The sequence below is a fragment of the Pinibacter soli genome (genome assembly GCF_029961145.1).
GTDB classification, from domain to species: Bacteria; Bacteroidota; Bacteroidia; order Chitinophagales; family Chitinophagaceae; genus Pinibacter; species Pinibacter soli.
Map to the genome: position 1 here is coordinate 2,104,445 of NZ_JASBRG010000007.1, position 23,452 is coordinate 2,127,896.

16 protein-coding genes are annotated in these 23,452 nt (G+C 41.0%); 2 read left to right on the forward strand and 14 right to left on the reverse strand.

Annotation, left to right across the window (positions count from 1 at the left end; genetic code table 11):
* Positions 1–30: 30 nt before the first annotated feature.
* Positions 31–1,572, reverse strand: a complete 1,542-nt coding sequence (gene guaA, locus QJ048_RS18970) for a glutamine-hydrolyzing GMP synthase (protein WP_282335984.1) — start codon at positions 1,570–1,572, stop codon at positions 31–33.
* 203 nt (positions 1,573–1,775) lie between these two features.
* Here guaA and QJ048_RS18975 point away from each other — a divergent pair, with 203 nt between their 5' ends.
* The gene (locus QJ048_RS18975) at positions 1,776–2,501 is read left to right on the forward strand and encodes a head GIN domain-containing protein (RefSeq protein WP_282335985.1); all 726 of its coding nucleotides are present in this window, start codon (positions 1,776–1,778) and stop codon (positions 2,499–2,501) included.
* Positions 2,502–2,711: 210 nt separating this feature from the next.
* Here QJ048_RS18975 and QJ048_RS18980 read toward each other — a convergent pair whose 3' ends face one another.
* The 10 genes from QJ048_RS18980 to pdeM form a co-directional block, all read right to left on the reverse strand.
* Positions 2,712–3,326: a hypothetical protein gene (locus QJ048_RS18980; protein WP_282335986.1), complete on the reverse strand. Its 615-nt coding sequence runs from the start codon at positions 3,324–3,326 to the stop codon at positions 2,712–2,714.
* A 369-nt stretch (positions 3,327–3,695) separates the two neighbouring features.
* Complete coding sequence (locus QJ048_RS18985; protein WP_282335987.1) at positions 3,696–4,271, reverse strand: hypothetical protein; 576 nt, start codon at positions 4,269–4,271, stop codon at positions 3,696–3,698.
* Between the two features lie 1,206 nt (positions 4,272–5,477).
* Entirely contained in the window at positions 5,478–6,782 is a 1,305-nt protein-coding gene (locus QJ048_RS18990; protein ID WP_282335988.1) for a DUF4302 domain-containing protein, read from the reverse strand.
* A gap of 32 nt (positions 6,783–6,814) precedes the next feature.
* Positions 6,815–7,726, reverse strand: a complete 912-nt coding sequence (locus tag QJ048_RS18995; RefSeq protein WP_282335989.1) for a zinc-binding metallopeptidase — start codon at positions 7,724–7,726, stop codon at positions 6,815–6,817.
* Between the two features lie 34 nt (positions 7,727–7,760).
* On the reverse strand, positions 7,761–9,215 hold the full coding sequence (locus tag QJ048_RS19000; RefSeq protein WP_282335990.1) for a RagB/SusD family nutrient uptake outer membrane protein: 1,455 nt from the start codon (positions 9,213–9,215) through the stop codon (positions 7,761–7,763).
* 13 nt (positions 9,216–9,228) lie between these two features.
* Positions 9,229–12,915: a SusC/RagA family TonB-linked outer membrane protein gene (locus tag QJ048_RS19005; RefSeq protein ID WP_282335991.1), complete on the reverse strand. Its 3,687-nt coding sequence runs from the start codon at positions 12,913–12,915 to the stop codon at positions 9,229–9,231.
* Between the two features lie 502 nt (positions 12,916–13,417).
* Complete coding sequence (locus tag QJ048_RS19010) at positions 13,418–14,545, reverse strand: FecR family protein (RefSeq protein WP_282335992.1); 1,128 nt, start codon at positions 14,543–14,545, stop codon at positions 13,418–13,420.
* 78 nt (positions 14,546–14,623) lie between these two features.
* The gene (locus QJ048_RS19015) at positions 14,624–15,214 is read right to left on the reverse strand and encodes an RNA polymerase sigma factor (RefSeq protein WP_282335993.1); all 591 of its coding nucleotides are present in this window, start codon (positions 15,212–15,214) and stop codon (positions 14,624–14,626) included.
* A gap of 67 nt (positions 15,215–15,281) precedes the next feature.
* On the reverse strand, positions 15,282–15,722 hold the full coding sequence (locus QJ048_RS19020; protein ID WP_282335994.1) for a nuclear transport factor 2 family protein: 441 nt from the start codon (positions 15,720–15,722) through the stop codon (positions 15,282–15,284).
* A 220-nt stretch (positions 15,723–15,942) separates the two neighbouring features.
* Positions 15,943–16,620, reverse strand: a complete 678-nt coding sequence (pdeM, locus tag QJ048_RS19025) for a ligase-associated DNA damage response endonuclease PdeM (protein WP_282335995.1) — start codon at positions 16,618–16,620, stop codon at positions 15,943–15,945.
* A 158-nt stretch (positions 16,621–16,778) separates the two neighbouring features.
* Between pdeM and QJ048_RS19030 the strand changes: the two genes are divergently transcribed.
* Positions 16,779–17,288 (forward strand): hypothetical protein, encoded by a 510-nt coding sequence (locus QJ048_RS19030; protein WP_282335996.1) that lies wholly within the window; start codon positions 16,779–16,781, stop codon positions 17,286–17,288.
* A 93-nt stretch (positions 17,289–17,381) separates the two neighbouring features.
* Here QJ048_RS19030 and QJ048_RS19035 read toward each other — a convergent pair whose 3' ends face one another.
* The 3 genes from QJ048_RS19035 to QJ048_RS19045 form a co-directional block, all read right to left on the reverse strand.
* The gene (locus tag QJ048_RS19035) at positions 17,382–19,880 is read right to left on the reverse strand and encodes a ligase-associated DNA damage response DEXH box helicase (protein ID WP_282335997.1); all 2,499 of its coding nucleotides are present in this window, start codon (positions 19,878–19,880) and stop codon (positions 17,382–17,384) included.
* Between the two features lie 273 nt (positions 19,881–20,153).
* The gene (locus QJ048_RS19040) at positions 20,154–21,548 is read right to left on the reverse strand and encodes a c-type cytochrome (protein WP_282335998.1); all 1,395 of its coding nucleotides are present in this window, start codon (positions 21,546–21,548) and stop codon (positions 20,154–20,156) included.
* A 224-nt stretch (positions 21,549–21,772) separates the two neighbouring features.
* Positions 21,773–23,437 carry an ATP-dependent DNA ligase gene (locus tag QJ048_RS19045; RefSeq protein WP_282335999.1) on the reverse strand — a complete coding sequence of 555 codons (1,665 nt, stop codon included), beginning with the start codon at positions 23,435–23,437 and terminating at the stop codon, positions 21,773–21,775.
* Between the last annotated feature and the right edge of the window lie 15 nt (positions 23,438–23,452).

Here is a 23,452-nt window from a genome sequence, read left to right on the forward strand (position 1 = left end):
CTGAACAATCTGCCGCTTACAAATATTATCTTATTCCCACTCAATAGTTGCCGGTGGCTTGCTACTGATATCGTATACTACTCTGTTTATACCTTTTACGTTATTGATAATTTCATTCGAAATGTGTGCCAGAAAATCATACGGCAAATGCGCCCAGTCGGCGGTCATACCATCTACAGAAGTAACGGCTCTCAGAGCCAAAGTGTATTCATAAGTTCTTTCGTCACCCATTACGCCTACACTCTTTACCGGAAGTAAAATAGCGCCTGCCTGCCAGATACTGTTATACAAATTGTGTTCTCTTAACCCATTTATATAAACGTGATCTGCGTCTTGCAAAAGCTCTACTTTTTCTTCTGTTACTTCGCCCAAAATGCGGATGGCTAAACCCGGACCCGGGAAAGGATGGCGTCCCAACATTTCATCAGGAATACCCAATTCTTTACCCACGCGTCTTACTTCATCTTTGAACAAGAAACGCAATGGCTCTACCAGTTGCAAGTGCATTTTTTCAGGAAGGCCTCCTACGTTGTGGTGAGATTTGATGGTAACCGATGGACCATGTACAGAAATGCTTTCAATAACATCAGGATAAATGGTACCCTGACCAAGCATTTCAATGCCTTCAAGTTTGTGCGCTTCTTCCTGGAAAACATCGATGAACAGTTTACCGATCACTTTTCGTTTTGCCTCAGGATCAGTTTTGCCTTTGAACTCATCGTAGAAACGTTGTTTTGCATCAACGCCCTTTACATTTAGTCCTATTTTATTATAAGTATCAAGTACTTGTTGGAATTCATTTTTGCGAAGCACGCCGTTGTCAACAAAAATCCCGAAGAGGTTGCTGCCAATTGCTTTGTGGATAAGCGTTGCAGCTACTGTGGAGTCTACCCCGCCGCTCAGTGCCATGATCACTTTTCTGTTACCAATCTGTTTTTTCAATTGTTCAACTGTGTCGGTCACAAAGTGTGCAGGCGTCCAGTCCTGTGAGCAACCACAAACATTTACGAGGAAGTTTTGCAGTATTTTCTTGCCTTCGGCAGAATGGTATACCTCTGGGTGAAATTGCAACCCGTATAGTGAATGTGTATCGTTGTTGTTGTTGATTCTGCGGAAAGCGGCCACAGGAATGCTCGCCGTAGTTGCCAATACTTCAAAACCTTCAGGCAATTCTTTGATGGAATCGCTGTGGCTCATCCACACCTGGCTCATGTCGCTTACATTGTGCAACAGTACATCGTTGATGTGTTTTTGCATCATGGCGCGACCGTATTCGCGCTTGTTGCTTTTTTCCACACGTCCGCCAAAAACTTTGGCAGTAAGCTGTGCTCCATAACAAACACCTAATACAGGCACTTTTGTTATAAAGTCTGCAATATCTACCACAGGCGCCTTTTCTTCATTTACAGAAAAAGGTGATCCTGAAAGGATTATGCCCTTAAGAGAGGCATCAATTTCAAACTTTTTGTGGTAGGGAATAATTTCGCAGTAAACATTGGCCTCACGTACGGCCCTGGCTATTAATTGTGTATATTGGGAGCCAAAATCGAGAATTAATATTTTTTCCGTCATTGTGACGCGAAGGTAAAAAAGATTTGAAAAACGAGATTAGAAATTTGAACCGTGAACGGAAAATGGTGAAACGTGACTGCGACATACCACGTGATAATGCAGCTCGCTCATTGTCAAATCTTCAAATTTTCAAATTCCTCCCCCTGTAACCTTAAAACTGCAATCATCGTCATATCTTCGATTTTTATAATAAACACAACATAATGAAACACTTAGCATTCCTGTTCTTAGCTGTTCTTATCGTAGCTTCTTCCTGCAATTTTGTGGGAGGCAAGCGGGTACCAGGAAATGGCAATGTAACCACTTCTGAAAAAACAGTCCCCCCTTTTACCCAAGTTGAGCAAAAAGGCTCATTTGATGTGTATGTTTCTACCGGCAGTACGTATTCGGTGAAAATTGAAGCAGAAGACAATTTGCTTCCTTATATTGAAACCACTGTAAATAATGGCAAACTGGAAATAAATACTAAACACGATTTTTGGCTCCGCCCAACGAAAGGCCTGAAGGTCTATATAACTGCTCCTACTTTTTCTGCAATCCGTTCTTATGGCAGCGGCAATATTACCAGTCAAAATACAATCTATGATTCTTCTAAAATTGAACTATCGGTTAGCGGCAGTGCAGATATCAAAGCAACTGTTGATGCCCCCGAAGTACAATCCGAAGTTACCGGCAGCGGCGATGCGAACCTGGTTGGACAAACAAGAAAATTTAATGGCAATGTGAGAGGCAGCGGCAATATCAATGCATTTGAACTGAAAGCTGAAGAGGCGAAGGTTGAAATTTCCGGTAGTGGAAATGCGAACTTATTTGCAAGTGTGAAACTGGATGTTACCGTAAACGGTAGCGGCGACGTGAGTTACAAAGGCAACGCTCCTCAGGTAAAAAGCAATATGCACGGGAGCGGCAGTTTGAAGAAACTGGAGTAAAACTCAGGAATTAGAAATTAGAAGTTAGGAATTAGGAATTGCTTGCCGATTGTTTGAGTAGTTGGGAAACTTGCGGCATCCTTAGTTCACTGGCAGCTAAAAAAGGCTTCGATAATCTCGGTTGAGATTGTCGAAGCCTTTGCTTTTTAAAAATAGCAATTCATTTATTTTGGTGCGATAGCCCACACTTACATCCCACCCTTCTAATTCCTAATTCCTAATTCCTAAATAACTCTTCGCCTCTGCATAATTGTTCCAATCAATTTTGCTTGTACTTTGATCTTTGACACCTCCTGGAATCAGTACGTACCGGAACTGGTACGATTTGTTCGGATTCGGCGAATAGCTGATGGTACTGATATCCTTGTTTGCTTTGATGGTAATGGTTTGTTCATAAAAAGAGAGCACCGCCTTTATGGTGCCGTCATCAAATGGAAGCGGATATACGGTGGTGATTTCTGTTTCAGGATCATACTCATTCATGTAAACCTTTACTTCACCCGTGTTTACAATAGCCGAGCTGAGTTTGGGTGCAGCAATTTGTGCAAAATAACCGGTGGTATCAAGTAAGGATGGATCCTTAGGATCTTTTACAGTGGTTGGCTGAAAGCCTATGTCAAGCCATGCTGAATAAATTACATTGGCAGTACCGGTATCTCCTTTACTTCCTGTGGAACCGTCTTTGCCATCCTTGCCGTTGGCGCCCGTTGCTCCGGTAGGACCTGTTGGGCCCGTAGGACCAGCCGGACCTGCATCGCCTTTCTGGCAGGAGTATACAAGCAATGAGAAGGCTAACAATAGCCCGAAGAATGAATAGCTTTTCATAGTGTTACGATTTGGATTTTTAACCAGGTATTTTTCAATCTGCGGCCAAAATAGCTAAATATCCGTCCAGTGCCAATGCCGGCAAAACAGGGCGTAGTTTCTGCCTGCGTTTTACCAAATCCCCTGGAACTCAATAACTGTAATGGTTTTCAATGCCGAAGCAAGTAGTGTCTGTGCAGCGGGACCACTATTCGTTTTGACTCGAAGTAATTGCACGAATAAAAAAGGGGTACTAACACCAATGCCACTTTCAGTATTTACTGTCGACTATCGTAGTAGGCCGACCCCAACAAGAAAGGCTACTAACTCACAACAAAAAAAGGGAAGCAATTATGCCTCCCTTCAAATATGTATGATAACCGAGATTGATTAGTTCTCCAAATGTAAATAACTTTTTACCTGAGCGTAGTTGTTCCAATCTATTTTGCTTGTAGTTTTTACGCCTCCAGGGATCAACACGTAACGGTATTGGTAATATTTTTTATTCCAGGGCGTTGTATAAGTTGAAGGATTGGAAATGCCATAGTCAAGTATACCGTTTAAAGCCAATGTAATTTTACCAACTTGAAAAATAGGCAAAATATTAAAGTAATAGTCAACGTTACTAGCATCTGTACCTGCATACAAATTACTTACAGGCAAAGGGACCACTGATAATGTATCTGAGCCTCTAAGGTTCCAATATACTTTCACTTCACCTTTGGTAATGATATCTGAAGTTAATTGCGCAGCAGTTATTGTGCCTGAGTAAGTCGAACTGCTGTAAGTAACGTCGATCCAATCAGAATAGATAACGTTAGCAGTACCAGCAGCACCAGCAGGGCCAGCAGGACCGGCAGGACCAGTTGCACCGGCAGGACCGGCAGGACCCGCGTCACCTTTTTGACATGATACCGCAAATATGGAGGCCGCTACAACCAGGGCCAGAAGCTTAATTTTTCTCATAACGATCAATTTTGTAATGTGAATAATAGTTGATTAAGTATTAAGATTTAAATTTAAACAAACATTTGTTGTGTCACTAATATTGACTGAAAAACAGGTATTTACCACTAGAAAAACGTAAGGGTTATTGCCATCTAAATCAAACTGTTAATCCTTAAAAATTCTGTAACGAAAACACCGCAATTTTATTTCCTTTCTTCTAAATTTTTAGAACAAAAAAGAAAGGGCGAAACCCCTTACAGACAAAAACTCTCCCCGTTTAACTAAAAATAACTTTTTAACCGTTTTAGTTCCGCTCTGCAATCACACGCTCTGTATATTCTAAAAAACAAGGACATTGTAGAAACAATCCCTTGGGTCTAAACTTAATGCTTAAGGAAAATTTTTAAGCCAGTTTATTGACAATAGCTTCTAAAAAAACGTGAATGAAATATTCTTACTATCTGGCTAATTGTTTTGATCACTCATAGCGATAAACACTCAGCTATCTATTTTGTTCGTATCAATTCGTTAAGGCGCTATAATTGTGTATCACCTTTCCTTTTCACAGACATTTTTTTCTTTTGGGTGACGCCTGAAACTTTCTTTCAAAAGGCAAGGACATTGTGGAAACAATCCCTTGAATTAGTCACCATGAGAAAACAGATTTTAGAAAGTTGAAAGTTGAAAATTATTAGACCCGGAAGTAGACTCCGTCAGAGAGTTCAACAACTTTCAATTTTCAACTTTCAATTTTCAATTCCCCGCGGGTTTGGGTAGGACTTTAAATGGTTTGCAGAATATTTTCTGCGCCTGTTACGGACTTTAACAAGCATTGCTCTAAGCCCCTCCCCCGCAACTGAACTATTCTTTTATTCGATGTTTGCTGTAAATATCTTTTTCCGGAAAACTCCCTCGCCAAGAAACTTTGCATCGTTACGATCAATTTGTTTTGCAGATCATACACCGGATAAATAAGGGAAGAACCATGTTGAACTAAGGATCAGAAAGTAATTCCAACCTGGTAATTAGCAGATACAGCAAGCCAATCGTTTACACAGCAACTTGCTGTTTATATTTTTCATGATAAAAGTTCAATGGTGTTGCTTACAAACCATCGAATAATTGAATAACTGAATAATCCTGTGTTCTCAACTTTGAGATTCATTTGGATTATTCAGTTATTCAATTGTTCAATGGTCAATTATTCAGTCATTCAATTATTCATCACTGCACCCAATACCATCGCACCCACGTCTTGGCATCTTTCACGCCAACCATGTCAATAGTGGTTGAGCTGATCTGGATAAAGTAGAAACCTTGCGGTTCAGTAAGTGCTGCGGTTGTTTGCTTAACATAAACAGGCGCATTGGTGGGGTCAGGTTTGTATGTTTTAAAAATTGCTTTTCCATCTGAAGTGAACGTAGGTACAAAGCTGCTGCTGGTAGGAACAATTAACGAATTGTTGCTAACTGCTGCATATGCCATCCAGTCCCAGTAAGTTGTTTTCGTAATGGTGTCATACGCCGGTAAGTAAGCACAATAGTAGAATCCTGGTATTGATGCCTGCAGGTTGAAAGCATCCTCCACACCATTTTGATGAAAACCAAGATTAGCCCAGTAACCTTGTTGTATTTTATACAACCACCAGTTTGTTGCGCCGTTTTTATTCACCACTACCGGAACAGCATTTTCTGCAATTGTTGAAGGCGAAGTGCCATTAAGGCTGAAATTGATTTTCTTTCCGGTTGCATCCCAACTCATATTCGTCATTGTAGAAACAGTGGTTGTGCCGACTTTTAAAGGAGTTGTAAGAACTATCCCTTGAGGGTTATAAACAAATGAGGAAACATTTAGAGTTCTGATACCACTTGTGTTATAAGTATAAAACGCGATCTGACGACCATAGTGATCATAATCCACGTCCACATTTGTCCCACCGACACTTGATCTTTTGAAGTATGTAAGAAACTCACCTATATGCATCATTGACAGCGCGTTTTTCCAGTTGCCTTTAATCCAGTCATCAGCTTCTTGTTTTGAAGCTTTGATCAGATTCAAAGTGGTTCCGTTTTGTCTTCCTTTCAATTTGATCGTATCACCCACCATTGTATCAAATGCAAATTCAAAATCTGCCTGAAGCCCAACACCTGCATCACCGCCATTTACATATGGATTAGGGTCTGACAGCAAGTGCAAATAAGAGTAAGTGTCGAAGATCAAAGCGGGCTGCTGCAGTGCTTTAATGCGGTAGCTGCTCTCACGTGCAGATGTTGTTGATGTATCAAAATCTGAGTACATCACAACGCGGTTCTGATTATTGAAAGTAAAATAGAAATTAAAGTCCTGGCCGGTACCTGTGTGGTACAATGCCTTCCAACCATTTGCAGAGCTAAGGATGTTAGTCTGCCATTGTGCCAAAGCTGCGTTGATCCTTTCATCAGGCGTTTGATTAAACACTGATTTCTCTTCTTTCTGGCAGGAAGAAAGCACCGCCGCTACCACAAAAAGATATAAAAGAATTTTTTTCATTTTTATTGATTGATTCAATTAATTAAATGCGTTTAGTAAAGTAATGCTTCAACAGACGCTCTCGTTCTCTTTTGTAAACTATAGAAATCAATTCCCCAGATGTCTTTGTAATAGTTTACTATCATTGATTCTTTTTGCCTCAATCTTGCCTGCGCTGTTGCCGCCGTAGTGCCATTGTCACTCGTACCATGAATGCTGTTCACCAACCTGTCGAAACCGTCATGTCCTTCAATCAACAATATAGCAATCGTTTCTACCCAGTCATCATCCGTACCATTCATTGCATAGGATGTTACAAATCCTTCTTTCTGTGCTATAGAATCTTCAATATTGTTCCAGTTGGCAGTGTACTGCCCAACGCAGATCTTTTTAAACTCCTGTGGATACATGATGTTTTGGTGCAAAATGTGACCAAACTCGTGTTCGATAGTGTGCATCTTCATCTTAACTCCATCAGAGTCATTTGCCGCTTTGTAACCGGGCATTCCTTTTATGTTGAAATCATTCAGTCCAAAAATTTCGATACGGCGTCCGCCTTCTGCCTGGCCAAGTGTGATTGAACCATTTGTATTGTATTGTACACTACCTACCAGTACAAAGAATTTAGGGCAATATTTTTTGAAGAACAAAGCACCTGCTTCTGCTATGTAGTTATCTATCCATACTGATTTAATGGATTGCATCAGCGGAATTACTTTTTCCTCTTTTGGGGGCACCAGGTGTTTGTTCAGGTCCAGCTCAGATTGATCCCATTTGTACTTTACGGAAATGTTGTACGGATCAACATAGTTCTGCAGTACCCAGTTATCAATTGGGCCGTTAACCCATGTATCACCACCCAGCCCGGTAATTGTGTCCGGATCGGGTAAAGTATCTTTTTTTGTGCAGGAAGTCATTGCAACTGCTGCAATCAAAAAAAACAGGCTGTATTTTAATAGTTTCATAATAAAGCGCTTATTAAGTTTCTTAAGTTAAGGTTTAGCGTGGATTAGGCTGCAATCCTGAAATAGATGTTGATTGCGGTATCTGGAACATTCTCATGTTAGCATCAGCTTTCAAAGTATCGACTTTGCCAGTATCCGCGTGGGCATGGAAAACCGGTATATTGTATCTCGCAAGGTCAAACCATCTCATGCCTTCCTGTACAAATTCTGCACGTTTAAAATCCATCAACGCAGCCAGGTACGCAGCCTGGGTATTTGATGTACCGTAATAGTTTTGAAGCTTGCTGGCAGTAACAGCGTGGGTAACCGGATTATAGTTCTTAATTCTTTTGCTCATATAAGTATTAAGATCTGTTGTTGCAGATGCAAGATCATTTTTCAAAATATAAGCTTCTGCTCTGTTGAACAATGCTTCTTCAGCAGTGAACAAAGGAACCATTACAAAACCATAACCTGTAGCCGCATTTACTGACACGCGAACGAAGTACTCATTAATCTTTGGCACCATATAGTTCTCTTCACCGGCTGTGTACGTTTGGTTTGTAAATGCCCATGTACCGCCTGTTGCCGGAGTGCGGAAAACATCATCTTTTGCCGCAGCACTGAACCCAAAGCGTGAGCTTACAAAGCTTCTCGCCCACCATGACGATGTTTCTACCAGTAGAATGTTTGCATTTTCTGATGCTTTTGCATATCTCGCGAAAAGCTCGTTATAGTTAAGTTGTAAATAGTCTGTGTTCCATGGACGCAGGTTGTTTACAAAACCCGCAGTACCAAATACAGCCGTAGAGTGCTTGATTACGCTGTCATATTGTTGCTTGTACAAATAGAATCTTGCCGCAAATGCATGTGCAGCAGCTTTTGTGAAATGGTATTTTGGAACGACATAAGAATTATCATCCAGCAATGGCATACCTGCCTGCAAATCTTTCTCGATCATTTCATAATCGTATGCCACTGTTTTTCTGTCATATTGTTTGATCACCACTTCCTCTGGTTCTGTAACGTAGGGAACACCAGGAGTTGTGTTGGTTCCTTTCGCATCGTACCTTTTCGCAAATAGTGTAGTTAACATGAAATGCGAGTAGGCACGTGCAACCAATGCTTCACCTTTTTGGTGAATATAGTTTTGCGGGTCTGTTGCTGCTACGCAAGCTGCGTATGCGTGGTTAGCGGCAGCGATTGCTGCATAACAGGCGTTCCAGTAAAACTCGGGAGAATCCTGCTGGTTGTCCTGTACATCTCTAAAGTAATAAGGATCCATTGTTGTGTGGTCTGCGCTACCTTGGCCTTTATCAGTAACGTTATCAGAAATGGATTCTGTAAACGCCATGTAGTTAGCCTGCGGATAAGCAGTAGCCAACAATTGTGATACCTTTTCCGGTGTGTCGAGCGTTGTACGGTTGTCGGGTGCTTTCGCAAGAAATTTGCTACATCCTGCAGTCACCATCAACACACCGGCTATCGCATATATTGATAATTTCTTCATTGTCTCTTTTTTTTTAAATACCAACTTTTAATGAAAGAGTAATTTGCTTTTGAATTGGCTGTGCAACACCACCTGCGTTGAAAAACTCAGGATCCTGGCCTTTCAACTTTTTATCAGAGTAGATCAACCAAAGGTTATTACCCGTTAATGAAAGAGATGCGCTACCCAATCCAATTTTTTGAAGTGTCTTTGGCGTCATGTTGTAGCTCAGTGACACTGATTTTAAACGGATCATATCTCCTTTCGCAACACGCGCAGTTGAATAGTTATAGTTATTTGCAGGATAAGCACCAGACAGAATGTACTGCGTCCACATGTCCATGATTGACATTACATCAGTTTGTTTTTCGTCACCCGGTATTACCCAACGGTCGTTAAACTCTTTAGGAGTTGCAGACAAGTCTGAATAGGACGACCTGAATGCAGGATACAACCTGATCTTGTTGCCAAACTGGTAAGTAACGAACACATTCAATGCAAATGATTTGTAAGTGAAAGAGTTGTTTAAACCACCTGTGTATTTAGGATCAACCGGACCTTCGTACACGAGGTATTTAGTGGTTTGATCCTGTAAGAAAACAGCGGGGCTTTCCTTTCCTGTTTCGTTAATAAACAAAGGCACACCATTATCGTGAACCAGTTTTGTAAAGTCGATTGAGAACAGGCCTCCTACCGGATATCCTTCGGCGTTGCCGCCTTCAGCTTTTACAAGATCGAAGATCATTGGTTCGTTTCTAACATATGTGATCTTTGTAGTATTGTAACCGAAAGTAAAATTCGCTTTCCATTTCCAGTTATTAGATCTGATGATATCGCCACCTATCATTACCTCCGCACCTTTAGATTCCAAATCGCCATAGTTAGCATATTTGTAAGCTTCGCCACCAATACCAGACGTTTTCATTATACTGATCAGGTCGAAGCTTTTTCTTCTATAAACATCAAGACTGAAAACCGCTCTGTTTTTCAGAAAGCCTCCATCCAAACCGATATTACCGGAATAGTTTTTCTCCCAGGTAAGATCTGAGTTTTTAAGGCTTTCCAAGCTAATTGCATTTTCTGTTTCGTCTGAATATGGCCTGTTTGTGATCTGGTTTTTATAAATAACGCTGGCACTTGTAGCAGGCCCCATACTTGCAGTAAGACCGTAACTACCTCTCAGTTTCAAATAATCCAACCAATCAAAATCCTTCATGAAATCTTCATTCTCGATGTTCCATGAACCACTGACACTCCATGTAGGCAACCAACGTGCAGCACTCGTTTCGCCCAATCTATTGGAACCGTCGTAACGTGCAGTACCCCCGATGTTGTACTTGTTATTGTATGTATACTGTGCACTTCCGTAAAACGCTACGAAACGGTCATAGCTTTTTGCCATACCATAATAAGGGAAATTGGCTTCGATATTTTGTTTCAGGATTTTGTAATCGATGAAAGGAATACCACCGTTGTTATACTGATAACCGTACCCTGTATTGCTAAAATCCTGCCTATCTGCAGACTTGATTTGGTTACCCACCAGCAAGTTCACACTGTGTTTTTCGGCAATTGTTTTATTGAAAGTCAAACTGTTTCTGATGTCGTAGTTGACCAGATCGTTTTCGGCACGGTTGTAGAATCCACCATAAGGCAACACAACGATAGGCTCTGCTTCAGGATTATCCGGGTCCCTGTAAAGGAATTTGTTTTGCTGGCGGATAGTAGCTGTATTAGCAGCACGGTAAGCGTTTGCCATGTTTGAGTTTTCAGTGATATTATGCTCCTGTGTAGATTTCACATAACGCAATGCACCTACAAACTCATACTTAAAGTTCTTGTTGATTTTGTAAGTAAGATCGCCTTGCAAACGGATATCCAACACGTTAAGGTCGATATAGTTATTCTTCACCTCGTTCATGATGTTGAATGGCGCAAAGTTTCTTGTAAAATATTCAAGGTTGCCACTGGTGTCATAAGCAGTCAACGCACGGCTTGTGTTCAACGCATAGCTGAATGGGTTGATATCGAAATCACGATCATATTTACCTTCAACAGCATTTGATTGTCTGCTCAAAGATCCCGGAGCTCTCTGCTGTCTCACAGAAGCAAGTGTAGAGAAACCGGTTGAAATTTTATCAGACAATTTATAGTTGTTGCGGAAATTCAACGTGTAACGTTTTACTTTATCAGCTATTGTCCAACCATTGTCGGTATAAAAACTCGTAGAAAAATAAGTCTGGGATTTGTCCGTACCGGAAGAAATACTGAGAGAATGCTCCTGCATCAGGTTGTTGCGGAACATCAGATCGAACCAATCTGTGTTTGCAGTTGCATATCTTTTTAAAAATGCATTCTTTGCTGCCGGCGTATTTTTCAAAAGAAAGTTGCCGTTTCCATCCAGGCTATTCATCAACTCATACATTTTTCCGTATACGCCAAAATCAGGACTATCAAGGATTGAGGAGTTCAGGAAACCTTTTCTTTCCAACTCACCATACACAGACATCTGCTCACCAGAGTTCATGATGTTGAAGTTGTTATAGCTAGGTTTCAACTGAGTACTGAAGTTGCCAGTGTAGTTTACAACAGGTTTACCAACTTTACCTTTTTTAGTGGTAATAACGATAACACCGTTCATCGCTCTTGCCCCGTACTTTGCAGTAGCCTCAGCATCTTTAAGGATGTCCAGGCTTTCAATATCGTTTGCGTTTAAACCGGCCACTGCAGAACCCAGCAAAGTTGCAGGGTCGCCGCTTGACAACTGATCGTTCGAAATGTTTACCAGGTCCTCCAGCACAACGTTATCCACCACCCACAGAGGTTTATTATCCCCCATGATGGAAGTGGCTCCACGCACGCGCACTTTAGGCGCACTACCGAAAGTTCCCGATACGTTTTGTACAGAAACCCCCGCAGCACGACCCTCCAGCATACGGCTCACATCTGTTACACCATCTGTTCTAATTTCATCACCTTTCAATTTTACAGCAGCTCCGCTGAATTTCTTTTTATCGATATTCTGGAAACCTGTAACGATTACTTCAGATAATCCTTTATCTCCCTCGTTTGATAATGTAACGGTTAAAAAGGTCTGTCCTTTAAAAACGATTGTTTTGGCAGCTTTACCTACATAGGAAAAGCGGATGCTATCTCCGTTGTGCACGTCAATAGCAAATTCACCTTGTGTAGTGGTGAACACACCCCTTTTCGTACCAAGGTTTTCAACAGATACCTGGCTGAGGATCGCTCCATCTTCCTGACCTGTTACTTTACCCCTTAGTTTAACTGCCGGCACACTATCAGGGGCGTTATAGCTGGCCGGGGACTTTAAAAAACTTTCCGCTTTTTTGCTGAAGGCTTTTGAGATCACTATGTAATTGTTCGCGATTTTGTAAGAGAGGGCCTTCCCGTTCAATAGAGATTCCAGCACTTTCTCAAGAGCAGTGTTGGTGAAATTTGCATCAACTTTTTCTTTGTCGTTGAAAACTTCATTGCTGTAAAAGAACACCAAGCCCGTTTGTTTTCTGATCTCAGAAAACACATCGCCAAAGCTTGTTTGCTTTACATGCAGCGTCACTTTAATTTCTTGATTTAACCTCTTGTGTTTAGAAGCGAGAGCGGTAAGCGGAATGGTTTGAAGTGCCGCTGTTACCGTAACTAAAAGCCATACCAAGATGGCATTGCGCCACACGGAACGGCCAGCTCCGAAGAATCTCATAAGCAATTAAGTTTTGATTAAATTATAAGAGTAAGACAGCCATTCAAAAAAAATGGGTGACAAACCTTTGCAAATATTTGGGAGTTCCGCGAAAAAATACGTAGGGGTTAACACTCATTTTATCATATATTAAATATTGCAATTTATAATATGCTTTGTTTCATTTTACCCAATAGCCTTAATAACCCCATATGATAAGCGAAAAACGAAAAAAAATTGAAGGATAAGGTGGAAAAGAGATTCTAATATAGTGAAAATCAATTTTAGTATGTGCGTTGGCGTTATAAAATTTGCGAATGTACGGTGTACGAGGTACGAGAGTCTTTGGAGTGCGGCTCTCGAATCTTTACCACTAAGGACCTAAGGGTTGCCTATTGTTCTTAGAACGTGGACATTTGGAATAGTACACCGTAGCGAATGCAGTGTACAAAGATCATAACTTAACATGACAATCATGAAAATCTGCCTGCCCGACTAAAGCCATTCAGACGGGCGTTCCAAACTATTTGCGTAGCAAAATCTCTCCACCACTCACGTCATAGTTAATGCCGGTGGTTTTGGAAAGCATTTCGAGAAAGTCGGTGATGGATTTTTGTTTCTCCAATGCACCGGTGATATGAACTTTTGCGAGAGAAGGATTATCAACTTTTACCTGAATGTTAAACCATCTTTCTATAGCCGGAATGATGTTTCCCAGCTCTTCATTTTTGAAATAATAAATGCCATGCATCCAACCCAGCACCATGGATTCATCAAAATTGATCTTGGCTAATTCTTTATCAGACTGTATATCTACTGCTTCACCTGGTTGGAGTATTTGCGTGTCATGATCGCTTTCCACACTCACTTTTCCGTTCACCAGCGAAATCTGCATTGGTTCGCCCGGATATGCCTTAACGTTAAACTCCGTGCCGAGCACATTAATTTTTATACCATTCACTTTTACTATAAATGGTACTCCTGCATTTTGTGCCACCTTAAAATAGGCCTCTCCCTTCACAGTTACTTCTCTTGAAGATCCGTTGAACTGGTAAGGAAAATCCAGATCAGTAGCAGCATTCATCCACACTTGCGTACCGTCTGTTAATTGCAGTTTGTATGATTTTGTTTTAGGAACCGATAGCGTGTTAATGCTGTTGACATCAACAGTTCCTGCATTCGCAAAAACGTCCTTAAGATTGTCATTTTGCCCAACAGAAATAGATTTTCCGTTTGCAAGCAGGAGCTTTAAATTGCCAGCTGTGTCATAGCGGCTTTGAAAAAGCATCACACCTGCGGTTATAACTATACCGCTTACCATCGCTGCTGCTGTATATTTCAACCATTTGTTGCGACCAGACATTTTCACCACGGGTGCTACCACCACGTCCGGAAGCACATTGTTTTCCTGATTTGAAGCGGCTAGTTTATCCTGTAAAGCCTGCCAGCTATTTTCGGCATTGTAAGATTTATTAAAAGAAACCAGTTTCTTAAGGTTGTGCACCTGCGACATTTGTTGCCACAAATCCTGTGCGTGGTTATCGGTTACAAATAACTCATTCAATCTCTGGTTGTCTTCTTCCGAGATCTGGTTGGTTAATCTGTCGATAATCAACTGTTCAATTGGCGGTATGGCAGCAGATTCTGTCAATATGAAACTATTTTTCAATTATTTATCTATAATAACAAACAACTATCTGTTGTATTCAATAAACTCAAACATTTTTATTTATTTGTTAGACAACAAATAAATAAAAACGGGTGACAATATCCCAACAAAGGAACTATAATTTTTCAAACTCGTTCTTAGTTTAGTAAACGCCCTCTTTAACTGGGTCTTTACGGTGTTGATTGACACGTCGAAGGTATCAGCGGCTTCCTGGTACTTTTTTCCGTCCACGTATACCAATTCAAAAATCTGGCGGCACTGCTGGGGTAATTCATTCAACGCATCATTAATTGCGGTCGTAATTTCTGCCAACTCCATGTGATTGACCTGCACGGACGAGCTAAGCAAATTGGTATAGCCTTTTTCCTTTTCGGTGTACCTGCTTTTGACCTTCAAAATGTTAAGTGCTGCATTGCGAATGGAAACGCCAAGATAAGAACCGAGGGATTCATTGATCGCGTCGAACTTGCGTTCGTGCCAGAATTTCACAAACACATCCTGCACAAGGTCCTCTGCGTCAGCTTCATCGGGCAAAAGAAGGGTCGCCTGCATACAAAGCTGTTTGTAATACTTATCAAACAATGCCTTGAATCCAGCTGCTTCTCCTTGCTTTAAGAGCTCCAATATTTCCCGGTCTTCTGAAGCTGTCATTCCCGATAATTACAGTTATTTTCCTGATCTTGAAACTCAAGACTGTGCTTAATTTTCAAATTATTCCTTATGGATTAACCTTAACCGCTTGTCTCGCCAGCAATTTCCATTTTCCTCCATTTTTTTGCCATACCAGGAGTATGTACAAATTAACCGTTCCCGGCCCCTTTCCTTTATCATCGGTGTTCGCAAACAGTTTATGCCTTACTATAGCCGTTTCTTTTACAACTGTAATTGTTTGGTCGGTTAAAGTGATATCCAGAAAATGAGAATTACCATTTGTAATATTTTCAACAAATGTTTTTTTGTCTTCCAGTTTGCCACTTGAATGTCCGTACGACAACTGATCAAGTGTTATTCCTTCCAGCGTAGCTTTTTCTGCGCTGATCATCGCTTTGCGCAATGTTTCTACAGCATCAGCTACTGCTTTTTCATCTTTCGTTTGTGCAGATACGTTAGTCATGGTGAGTGTGGTGATGGCGATTAATGCAAGTAATCTTTTGAACATGGTGTTTTGGATTGTGGCTAAACTTACGAATTGTAACGTAATTGAGAGAAAAAAATCGGCGAGTTGTAAAGATTTATCGGGGAACAATTAAGAATTAGGAATTAAAAATTAAGAATTGCTCCGGTGATACATTCAATTTGATTGATTAGTTTGCTTTAATGGTAACCCTTTTAAAGGGAAGATTCAGTAAACAATAACACACAGAAAGAATTCTTAATTCTTAATTCACTCGAATTACCGAATCATTTACCAGTGCAAAAACATCATCTTTCTTGTAGATGTCAATTCTTGCGAAACCGGTGAACTTGCTGAAAGCGGGTAGTACCGCGAATTGCTCGCCAAAATAAAAGCAGGGAAATGCCAGCGATTGCTTGCCCAACCCGTTTATACGCACACCAGGATGAATGTGCCCACTGAAAACATATTTATCCAGCAGACCAAAATCGACATCGGATATATCATGCGTAAACAAAAAAGCACCATCGCCCTCTGCCATGCAGGTGGCAATATCCGAATCGCAAACGGAAATGCCCATTTGACGATACAGTTCATCTTTCAAAATGTCGTGATTTCCTTTAACCAACTGTATGTGCAGGTTCTCGAAATCACTTCGCCAGCGGCGAAAGAAGTCCATTTCTTTATTGGCGCTGCTATGAAACATATCACCAACAATGATGAGTTGCTCAGGTTTGAAAAACTGTATTAATTGAAAAAGTCGTTGAAGATCTTCTTTGTACATGTTTTGAGGGACAGCGATCCCTTCTTTTCTGAAGTGGCCGGTCTTGCCAAAATGAAGATCGGATAGTAAAAGTGCTTTTGCTTCTTCCCAATAAATGACTCTTTGTGACGATAACCAAAGTGTCTGCTCCCTCAATGTGTACTTAACCGGCGCTTGCATAGAAGCAAATTTAATTTGAAAATTTGAGGATTTGAAAATTTGAAAATAAAGCACAGCCTTGAAATGACTAGATCAAAAAATGTTATGCACTCAATTATAAAGTATTCATTTGGTTTGCTACATTTAAACTCAATTAAACAATCAACAAACTCTTTTTTATGAACGATTTCGCCTCGCCCAACGATCACCTTTCCGGTATCGAAGAGCCCAAAAAACTTCCCAGCACCATAAATGTATTAACCATTCTGACTTTTATTTGGTGCGGTATTACCATTATTTCATCTTTTTACAGTTTTGCAACAGCAAAATCAGGTTATGAAAAGCTGGAAAAAATGCAAGGATCACCTGAACTTGAAAATGCTCCTGAATTTGTAAAAAAAATGACGGGCCCTGAGATGCTTGAAGTATCAAGAAAATCAATGGAAAACAGGGTTCCGATTTTATTGGTAGCGCTCATCGCAACTGGCCTGTGTATATATGGGGCGATGCAAATGAGAAAGTTACTGAAACAAGGTTATTATGTTTGGCTGATCGGAGAAATATTGCCAATTATTACAACATTTATATTCATAGGAGCTGGAGCCTTTTCTCCATTTTTCCTTTTCTTCTTAATATTCCCTGTGTTGTTCATCATTCTGTATGGCTCACAGTTGAAGCATATGCATTAGCAATTGAAAATTGAAAGTTGAAAATTGAAAATGTTGTTTTATAGTTTCAATCCCAAAACCAGACCAATAGAATTCATTTTCAACTTTCAATTTTCAACTCCCCAACTGTTGCTGCATCTTCTTCACTCTATCTTCCAAACTTTCAGATGATAAGGCTTCACGCATGCTGTCGACTTTTACCGGAAAACTGAATGGAGTAAGACGTTCGGGAAAGCTCAATATGATTTTAGATTGTTGAATGCGTTCCAGCATGTTACGCAAACGCACTTCTTCCATTTGGTGGAACAACACTTCCTGGAACGCCTGCCGCAGGAGCAAATTATCTTTATCGTACTCGCGAAACACTTTGAACAAAAGAGATGCAGATGATTGTAAGTGTCTGGCTTTTTTATATTCACCGGGGTAGCCTTGAAAGATCAATCCACCAATTACAGAAATATCTCTGAATTTTCGCTTAGCCATCTCTGTTGCATTGGCACTTCGCTGGATGTCATCAAGCAAAAACTCGGTAGTAAAGAGCTCATAAACGTTTGTGTCATCTACGGGAATCGGCTGATCACTCAGCAATTCAAAACTATAATCGTTCATCGCAAATGAAAATGTGATGGGGACGATCTTGCTTATCCTGTAAGCCAAAATAGCGGCCATAGCTTCATTAACAAGTCTTCCCTCAAAAGTGTGTACAAAAAGATGGAAGCCTTCCTTTGTTTCAATTTGCTCAATCAGCAGTTCATTTGCCCTTGGCACACGCGAAAGATATTCCTGCAGTTCGAACAATGGTTGCAATACCTTCAGTTCTATGTCATGATCTGGTTTTACCACTGTTGCCTCATCAAACTTTTCACGAAGCTTGCGGCCAAGGTTTGCAGAAAGTGGCATGCGGCCACCCTGCCAGCTTGGAACAATCGTTTTTTTAGAAGTTGATCTGCGCACAAGCACCGTCATATCTTTGATCATGACGAGCTCAACGTTTCTTCCGGCAAGTGTAAAAACTTCACCAGGTTCCAATCGTGACACAAACCATTCTTCTATTACTCCAATATAGCCACCGCTGATAAAGCGCACTTTCAACATTGATTCACTTACAATAGTGCCGATGTGCAGGCGGTGCCTCATGGCAATCCTGCGGCTGGTTATTTTGTACAAGCCATTAAGAATCTCTACTTTTTTATATTCATCATATTGCTGCAAAGCATTGCCACCGTTGGTAACAAAATATAGCATCTCCTGCCACTCTTCGTATGTAATATCACTAAAGCAAAAAGTTGATCTTATTTCGTTGAAAATTTCATCAGGATAAAAGCCATCTGACACTGCCAATGTGCACAGAAATTGTATCAACACATCAAAGCACAACATCATTGGCTCGCGACTTTCAATCAGGTTTTCCTTCACTGCACTCTTTAATGCCGCAGCTTCAACAAGCTCAAGAGAATGTGTTGGAAGGAAGTAAATTTTACTCACTGCGTCAGGTTGGTGGCCGCTTCGTCCTGCACGCTGTAAAAAACGGGCAACGCCTTTTGGCGAGCCTACTTGTATTACCGTATCCACCGGCCTGAAGTCTACACCCAAGTCAAGACTGGCGGTGCTTACTACCACTTTCAATCTTCCGGTATGCAAACTGTCTTCCACCCATAATCGAAGTGCCTGCTCAATGCTTCCGTGATGCAAAGCAATAGCTCCTGCAAGATCCGGCGCTTCATCGAGCAAAGCCTGGTACCATCGTTCACTCATGCCTCTCGTGTTAATAAACACTAGTGTGGTTTTACTTTCTCTTACAATTGGCACTACTTTATGAACAAGCTTCAATCCCAAATGCCCTGCCCATGGATACTTCTCTATTTCATCAGGAATGATAGGAATGATCTCTATTTTCTTTTTCAGATCTGCTTTAACAATAACGCCGTGTTCTTTTACAGGCGATAACAAAACATCTTTCGCCTGATCAAGATTACCTATTGTCGCACTGATACCCCAGACTTGTATAGGCCTATCATAGCCATTTGACGAAGAGGCTGTTCCTTTTAACCACGAATTGCCAACATTGACAATACGTGAAATAGCAAGCTCTACCTGCACTCCACGTTTGCTGCCCAGCAATTCGTGCCATTCATCAACCGCTATGATACGCAAGTATTTAAAAATATCGTAGTAACCTTTTTGAGCCAGCAACAAATGCAAACTCTCCGGCGTAATGATGAGCACTTCCGGCATTTGACGCTTTTGCTTTTGGCGCTCACTTATTTCAGTATCACCGTTACGAACGCCTATCTTCCATTCCATGCCGAGCTCTGCGATCACTTCTTCCATTGCACGACCAATGTCCTTTGCCAATGCACGCAATGGCGTAATCCAGATTAACTGCAATCCATTCTTGCTTCTTGTTTTGTAATCTTTCGGGTGAGCGTTGATAAACTGAATCAATGCACCGAGAAATACCGAGTAAGTTTTACCAAAGCCTGTTGGCGCATTTACCAACCCATGTTTGCCATCTGCAATGTGCATCCATGCTTCCTCCTGGAAACGAAAAGGAGTTCGGTCTTTTTCCGCTAGCCAAGACTTGATGATTTTGTATCCGGGAGTTTTTTTCAAAAATTAAATTAATAATTAATAAAGAATAATTAATAGTGTATTTCCCCTATTGTTTGCACATTTCTGTGCCGTCGAGAAGACACTAACTGAGGCATTCGTTAACTTTAAAAATGTCTGCTCAAATAAACAGACAATGTTTAACATATCGCCCCTCTGAGGCTCGATTTCATATTCTAAATTCTTGCCTTTTTCTACTAACATGTCGCCCCGCTGGGGCTAGTTAAAACATTCGGCGCTCAGACATACTTCCAATTCCTAATTTCTAATTCCTGGCTAAAGCGTTTTCAAATACTCTACCACGGCCTTTCTTTCCTGCTCCGTAAGTATATCACCAAAATAATGCCCGTAGTTGCCGTAGCCTTTAAGTGTGGTGTTATAAGTTACTGTATTGTCGGCTTTAGTTTCTGTTTTGTATTGCCAGCCAAGATTTTGGTAATCGTATTGCGGTTCATCGAAATCGCGTGACCAGTATTTAGGTCTTGCTTTACTGTTTAAAACACCTTCAATCGTTGGCACTGAGCCATTGTGTAAATAAGGAGCTGTTGCCCAAACGCCATCCAGCGGTGGAGCAATGTAACCATTGAATGGCTGCAACTTTGCCGGATGATCACCTTTGGAAAACCAGCTATTATTGAACCACTTTACGAATTGCGGATTTTGATAATTGCTTTTGAACAACATTGAATCTGTTTTAATAACAGATTCCGGAATCAGCAAATTTGGGTACTCGCTATCATTCCCATATGTTCCGTGACATTCAGAACAGTAATTTATAAAAAGCTCTTTCCCTTTCATGGCTAAATTCGCATCGATATTGCCAGGATATTTTGGCGGTTGAATTGAGTAAATATAAGCAAGCACATCATTTATCTTGCTATCCACTTCTCTCGACTCCGAAGTATCATTTACAGTGAGCAGGTTTGACGCCATTAAGAATCTTCCAAAATCACCGCGACCAAAGCCCGTGTAAAACATAGCGTTTTTCTTTTTCAACAACCACCATGCAGGCACATCTGTGGGATAGACTTCATCAGGAATATCGAGCAACGGCTCATCGCTCCACTCAAAAGTTTCGGGATTGCGATGTGCCGCAAGAACCGCCGCCAGCCTGTCCGCCGCATTTACGCCACGAACTTCTGTTATGAGTTTAGGACCGATTGTTTTAGCGACTGTTATAAATGGAAGTGCCGCACGATATTTTTTTGGGGCAGCTGTTTTTAATACTTTTTCGAGTGTATTGAGTTGTCTTATATCGAGCTTTTGACCATTGCTAAAATCAATAAAAGTATTGCCCATGCCTATGTACACAGAGTCGTTGAACACTTGAGCATGGCATTGCATACAATTTGGTGCAACAAGATTCTCGCCATTTGAGGCTTTTACTACAGTATAGTCATAGCTCACATTTGCATTGAGGCCTTCGCGTTGCAAATAATTCTTCTTCTCCTTTCCCATCGCCATTTTAAAGAAACTGTAGGGGATGCCGCCTTTCACATAATCGCCCGTTGTTAAATAACTATAACCTTGCTCTGCATTTCCAGTACGCTGCACGCTTGCAGGAATAGGCACAGGATTTTCTTCTCTTCCAGGCTCGGATGATTTTGTGGAACTACTCAAAATGACAGCCGCAGATGCCAGCACTCCCAGTCCCACTATCATTGATTTCATTACAGGCATACTTGTTTTTAAGAGGTATAAATTTAAGGAAAAATCGGTGGCAGAGAGAAGGCACGCAAATGACACAGATTAGACTGATTTACACAGATTTTGGGTATCATTTGTAGAGACGCTTTGAAAGCGTCTCTGTTACAATCGTGTGTATTTTGAATAACATAATGGATGTTTGAGAGAGACGCTTTCAAAGCGTCTCTACAGGTAGACGATGGAGGCAATTATTTCCCGTATTGTTCCAGCATCTGCTTCAAATCTTCCAGCGTATTGATTTCATCTGGTTTCTTGTCTTTGCGCCAGCGGCTGATTCTTGGAAAACGAAGCGCGACACCAGATTTGTGGCGATTGGACGCTGCGATTCCTTCGAAAGCGATTTCAAAAACAAGTTCAGGTTTAACGGTGCGCACGGGACCAAATTTTTCCAAAGAATTTCTTTTTACAAAATAATCCACCTCTCCAAACTCTTTATCCGTAAGACCAGAATAAGCTTTTGTAAACGGCACTAGCTTGTCGCCATCTTTTACAGCAAATGTATAATCGGTATAAAGATTGCTTCTTCTGCCGCTTCCTTTTTGTGCATAGATCATTACCGCATCGATGGTCAATGGATCTATTTTCCATTTCCACCAGTCACCTCTTTTTCTACCGACTTGATAGATTGACGATTTTCTTTTTAACATCACTCCTTCTGAATTGATCAATCGCGCCGTTTCACGAGTCGTGGCCAGTTCCGCCCATGAGTTGAATTGTATAAGGGGAGAAAGAAACACGGTGCTGCTATGTAATGCTGCAACTATTTGTTCTAATTGCGTTCTTCGTTCCTGCATTGTTTTTTCGCGCCGGTCTTCATGATTGTACTCCAACAGATCATATGCAATGAAAATAACAGGCGCTTCCTGCAATTGCTTTTTGGAAATATTTTTTCTGCCGATACGTGTTTGCAAATTAGCAAATGGCAATACCAAAAAGCCTTCATCGCTTTGCCGCCCGGAAATAATTTCGCCATCCATTACGATTCCATCCGGTAGTTTGTCTTTTAAAAAATGATATTCGGGAAATTTTTCCGTGATCAATTCTTCTCCCCTGCTCCAAACAAATAACTCGTTATTGCGTCTGATGATTTGTCCGCGAATGCCATCCCATTTCCACTCTGCCTGCCATTCATCCGGTGCACCAAGTTCAGCCGGCTCTCCTTCGATGGCATAAGCCAGATAAAATGGATAAGGCTTTGAGTCATCTGTGTTACTTTCATGCAAGAGCGCTGAAAATGTTGTCATCACCGGATCCCAGTTGCCACTGATACGATGAGCAACCGTTGCAGCTGGAAGCTCAGTAACTTTCGACAAAGCATTTACCATCAATTGTTGCGACACGCCGATTCGAAAATTTCCCGTAATCAATTTATTGAAAACAAAACGTTCCTGCTGATTCATTTGCCGCCACGCATCAATTACAAACTGTTTCTTCACTTCTTCACTTTGCTTATCAATGGCGATGAGTTGTTCGATATAATAATGCAAAGATTGCTCTTCTTTCGGTGCCATTATTTCCGGCGGTATGAGCAATGAAATAGTTTCTGCCAAATCACCAACAGTTAAATAACATTCTGCAAATAGCCATTGCGGAAGATTTACCAATTCAAGGCACCATAGCTGTAGCAGCGCAGCACTCACCGATCTGCGAGGCCTTCTTCCACTAAAAATTGCTATCATCCACACTTTGTCTTTATCACCCGCAACAGAAAAATAATTTGATAATGCTTCGAGCTTGTCATTGATTTTAGTGGAAGTTCCCAACGACATGATCAATTCTGCAAACAGCGACATACCACCGACCTGCATCGGCGCTTCGTTCACATCTTCACCATATGTTAGTATTTCATCCACGAACTCCTAATCATT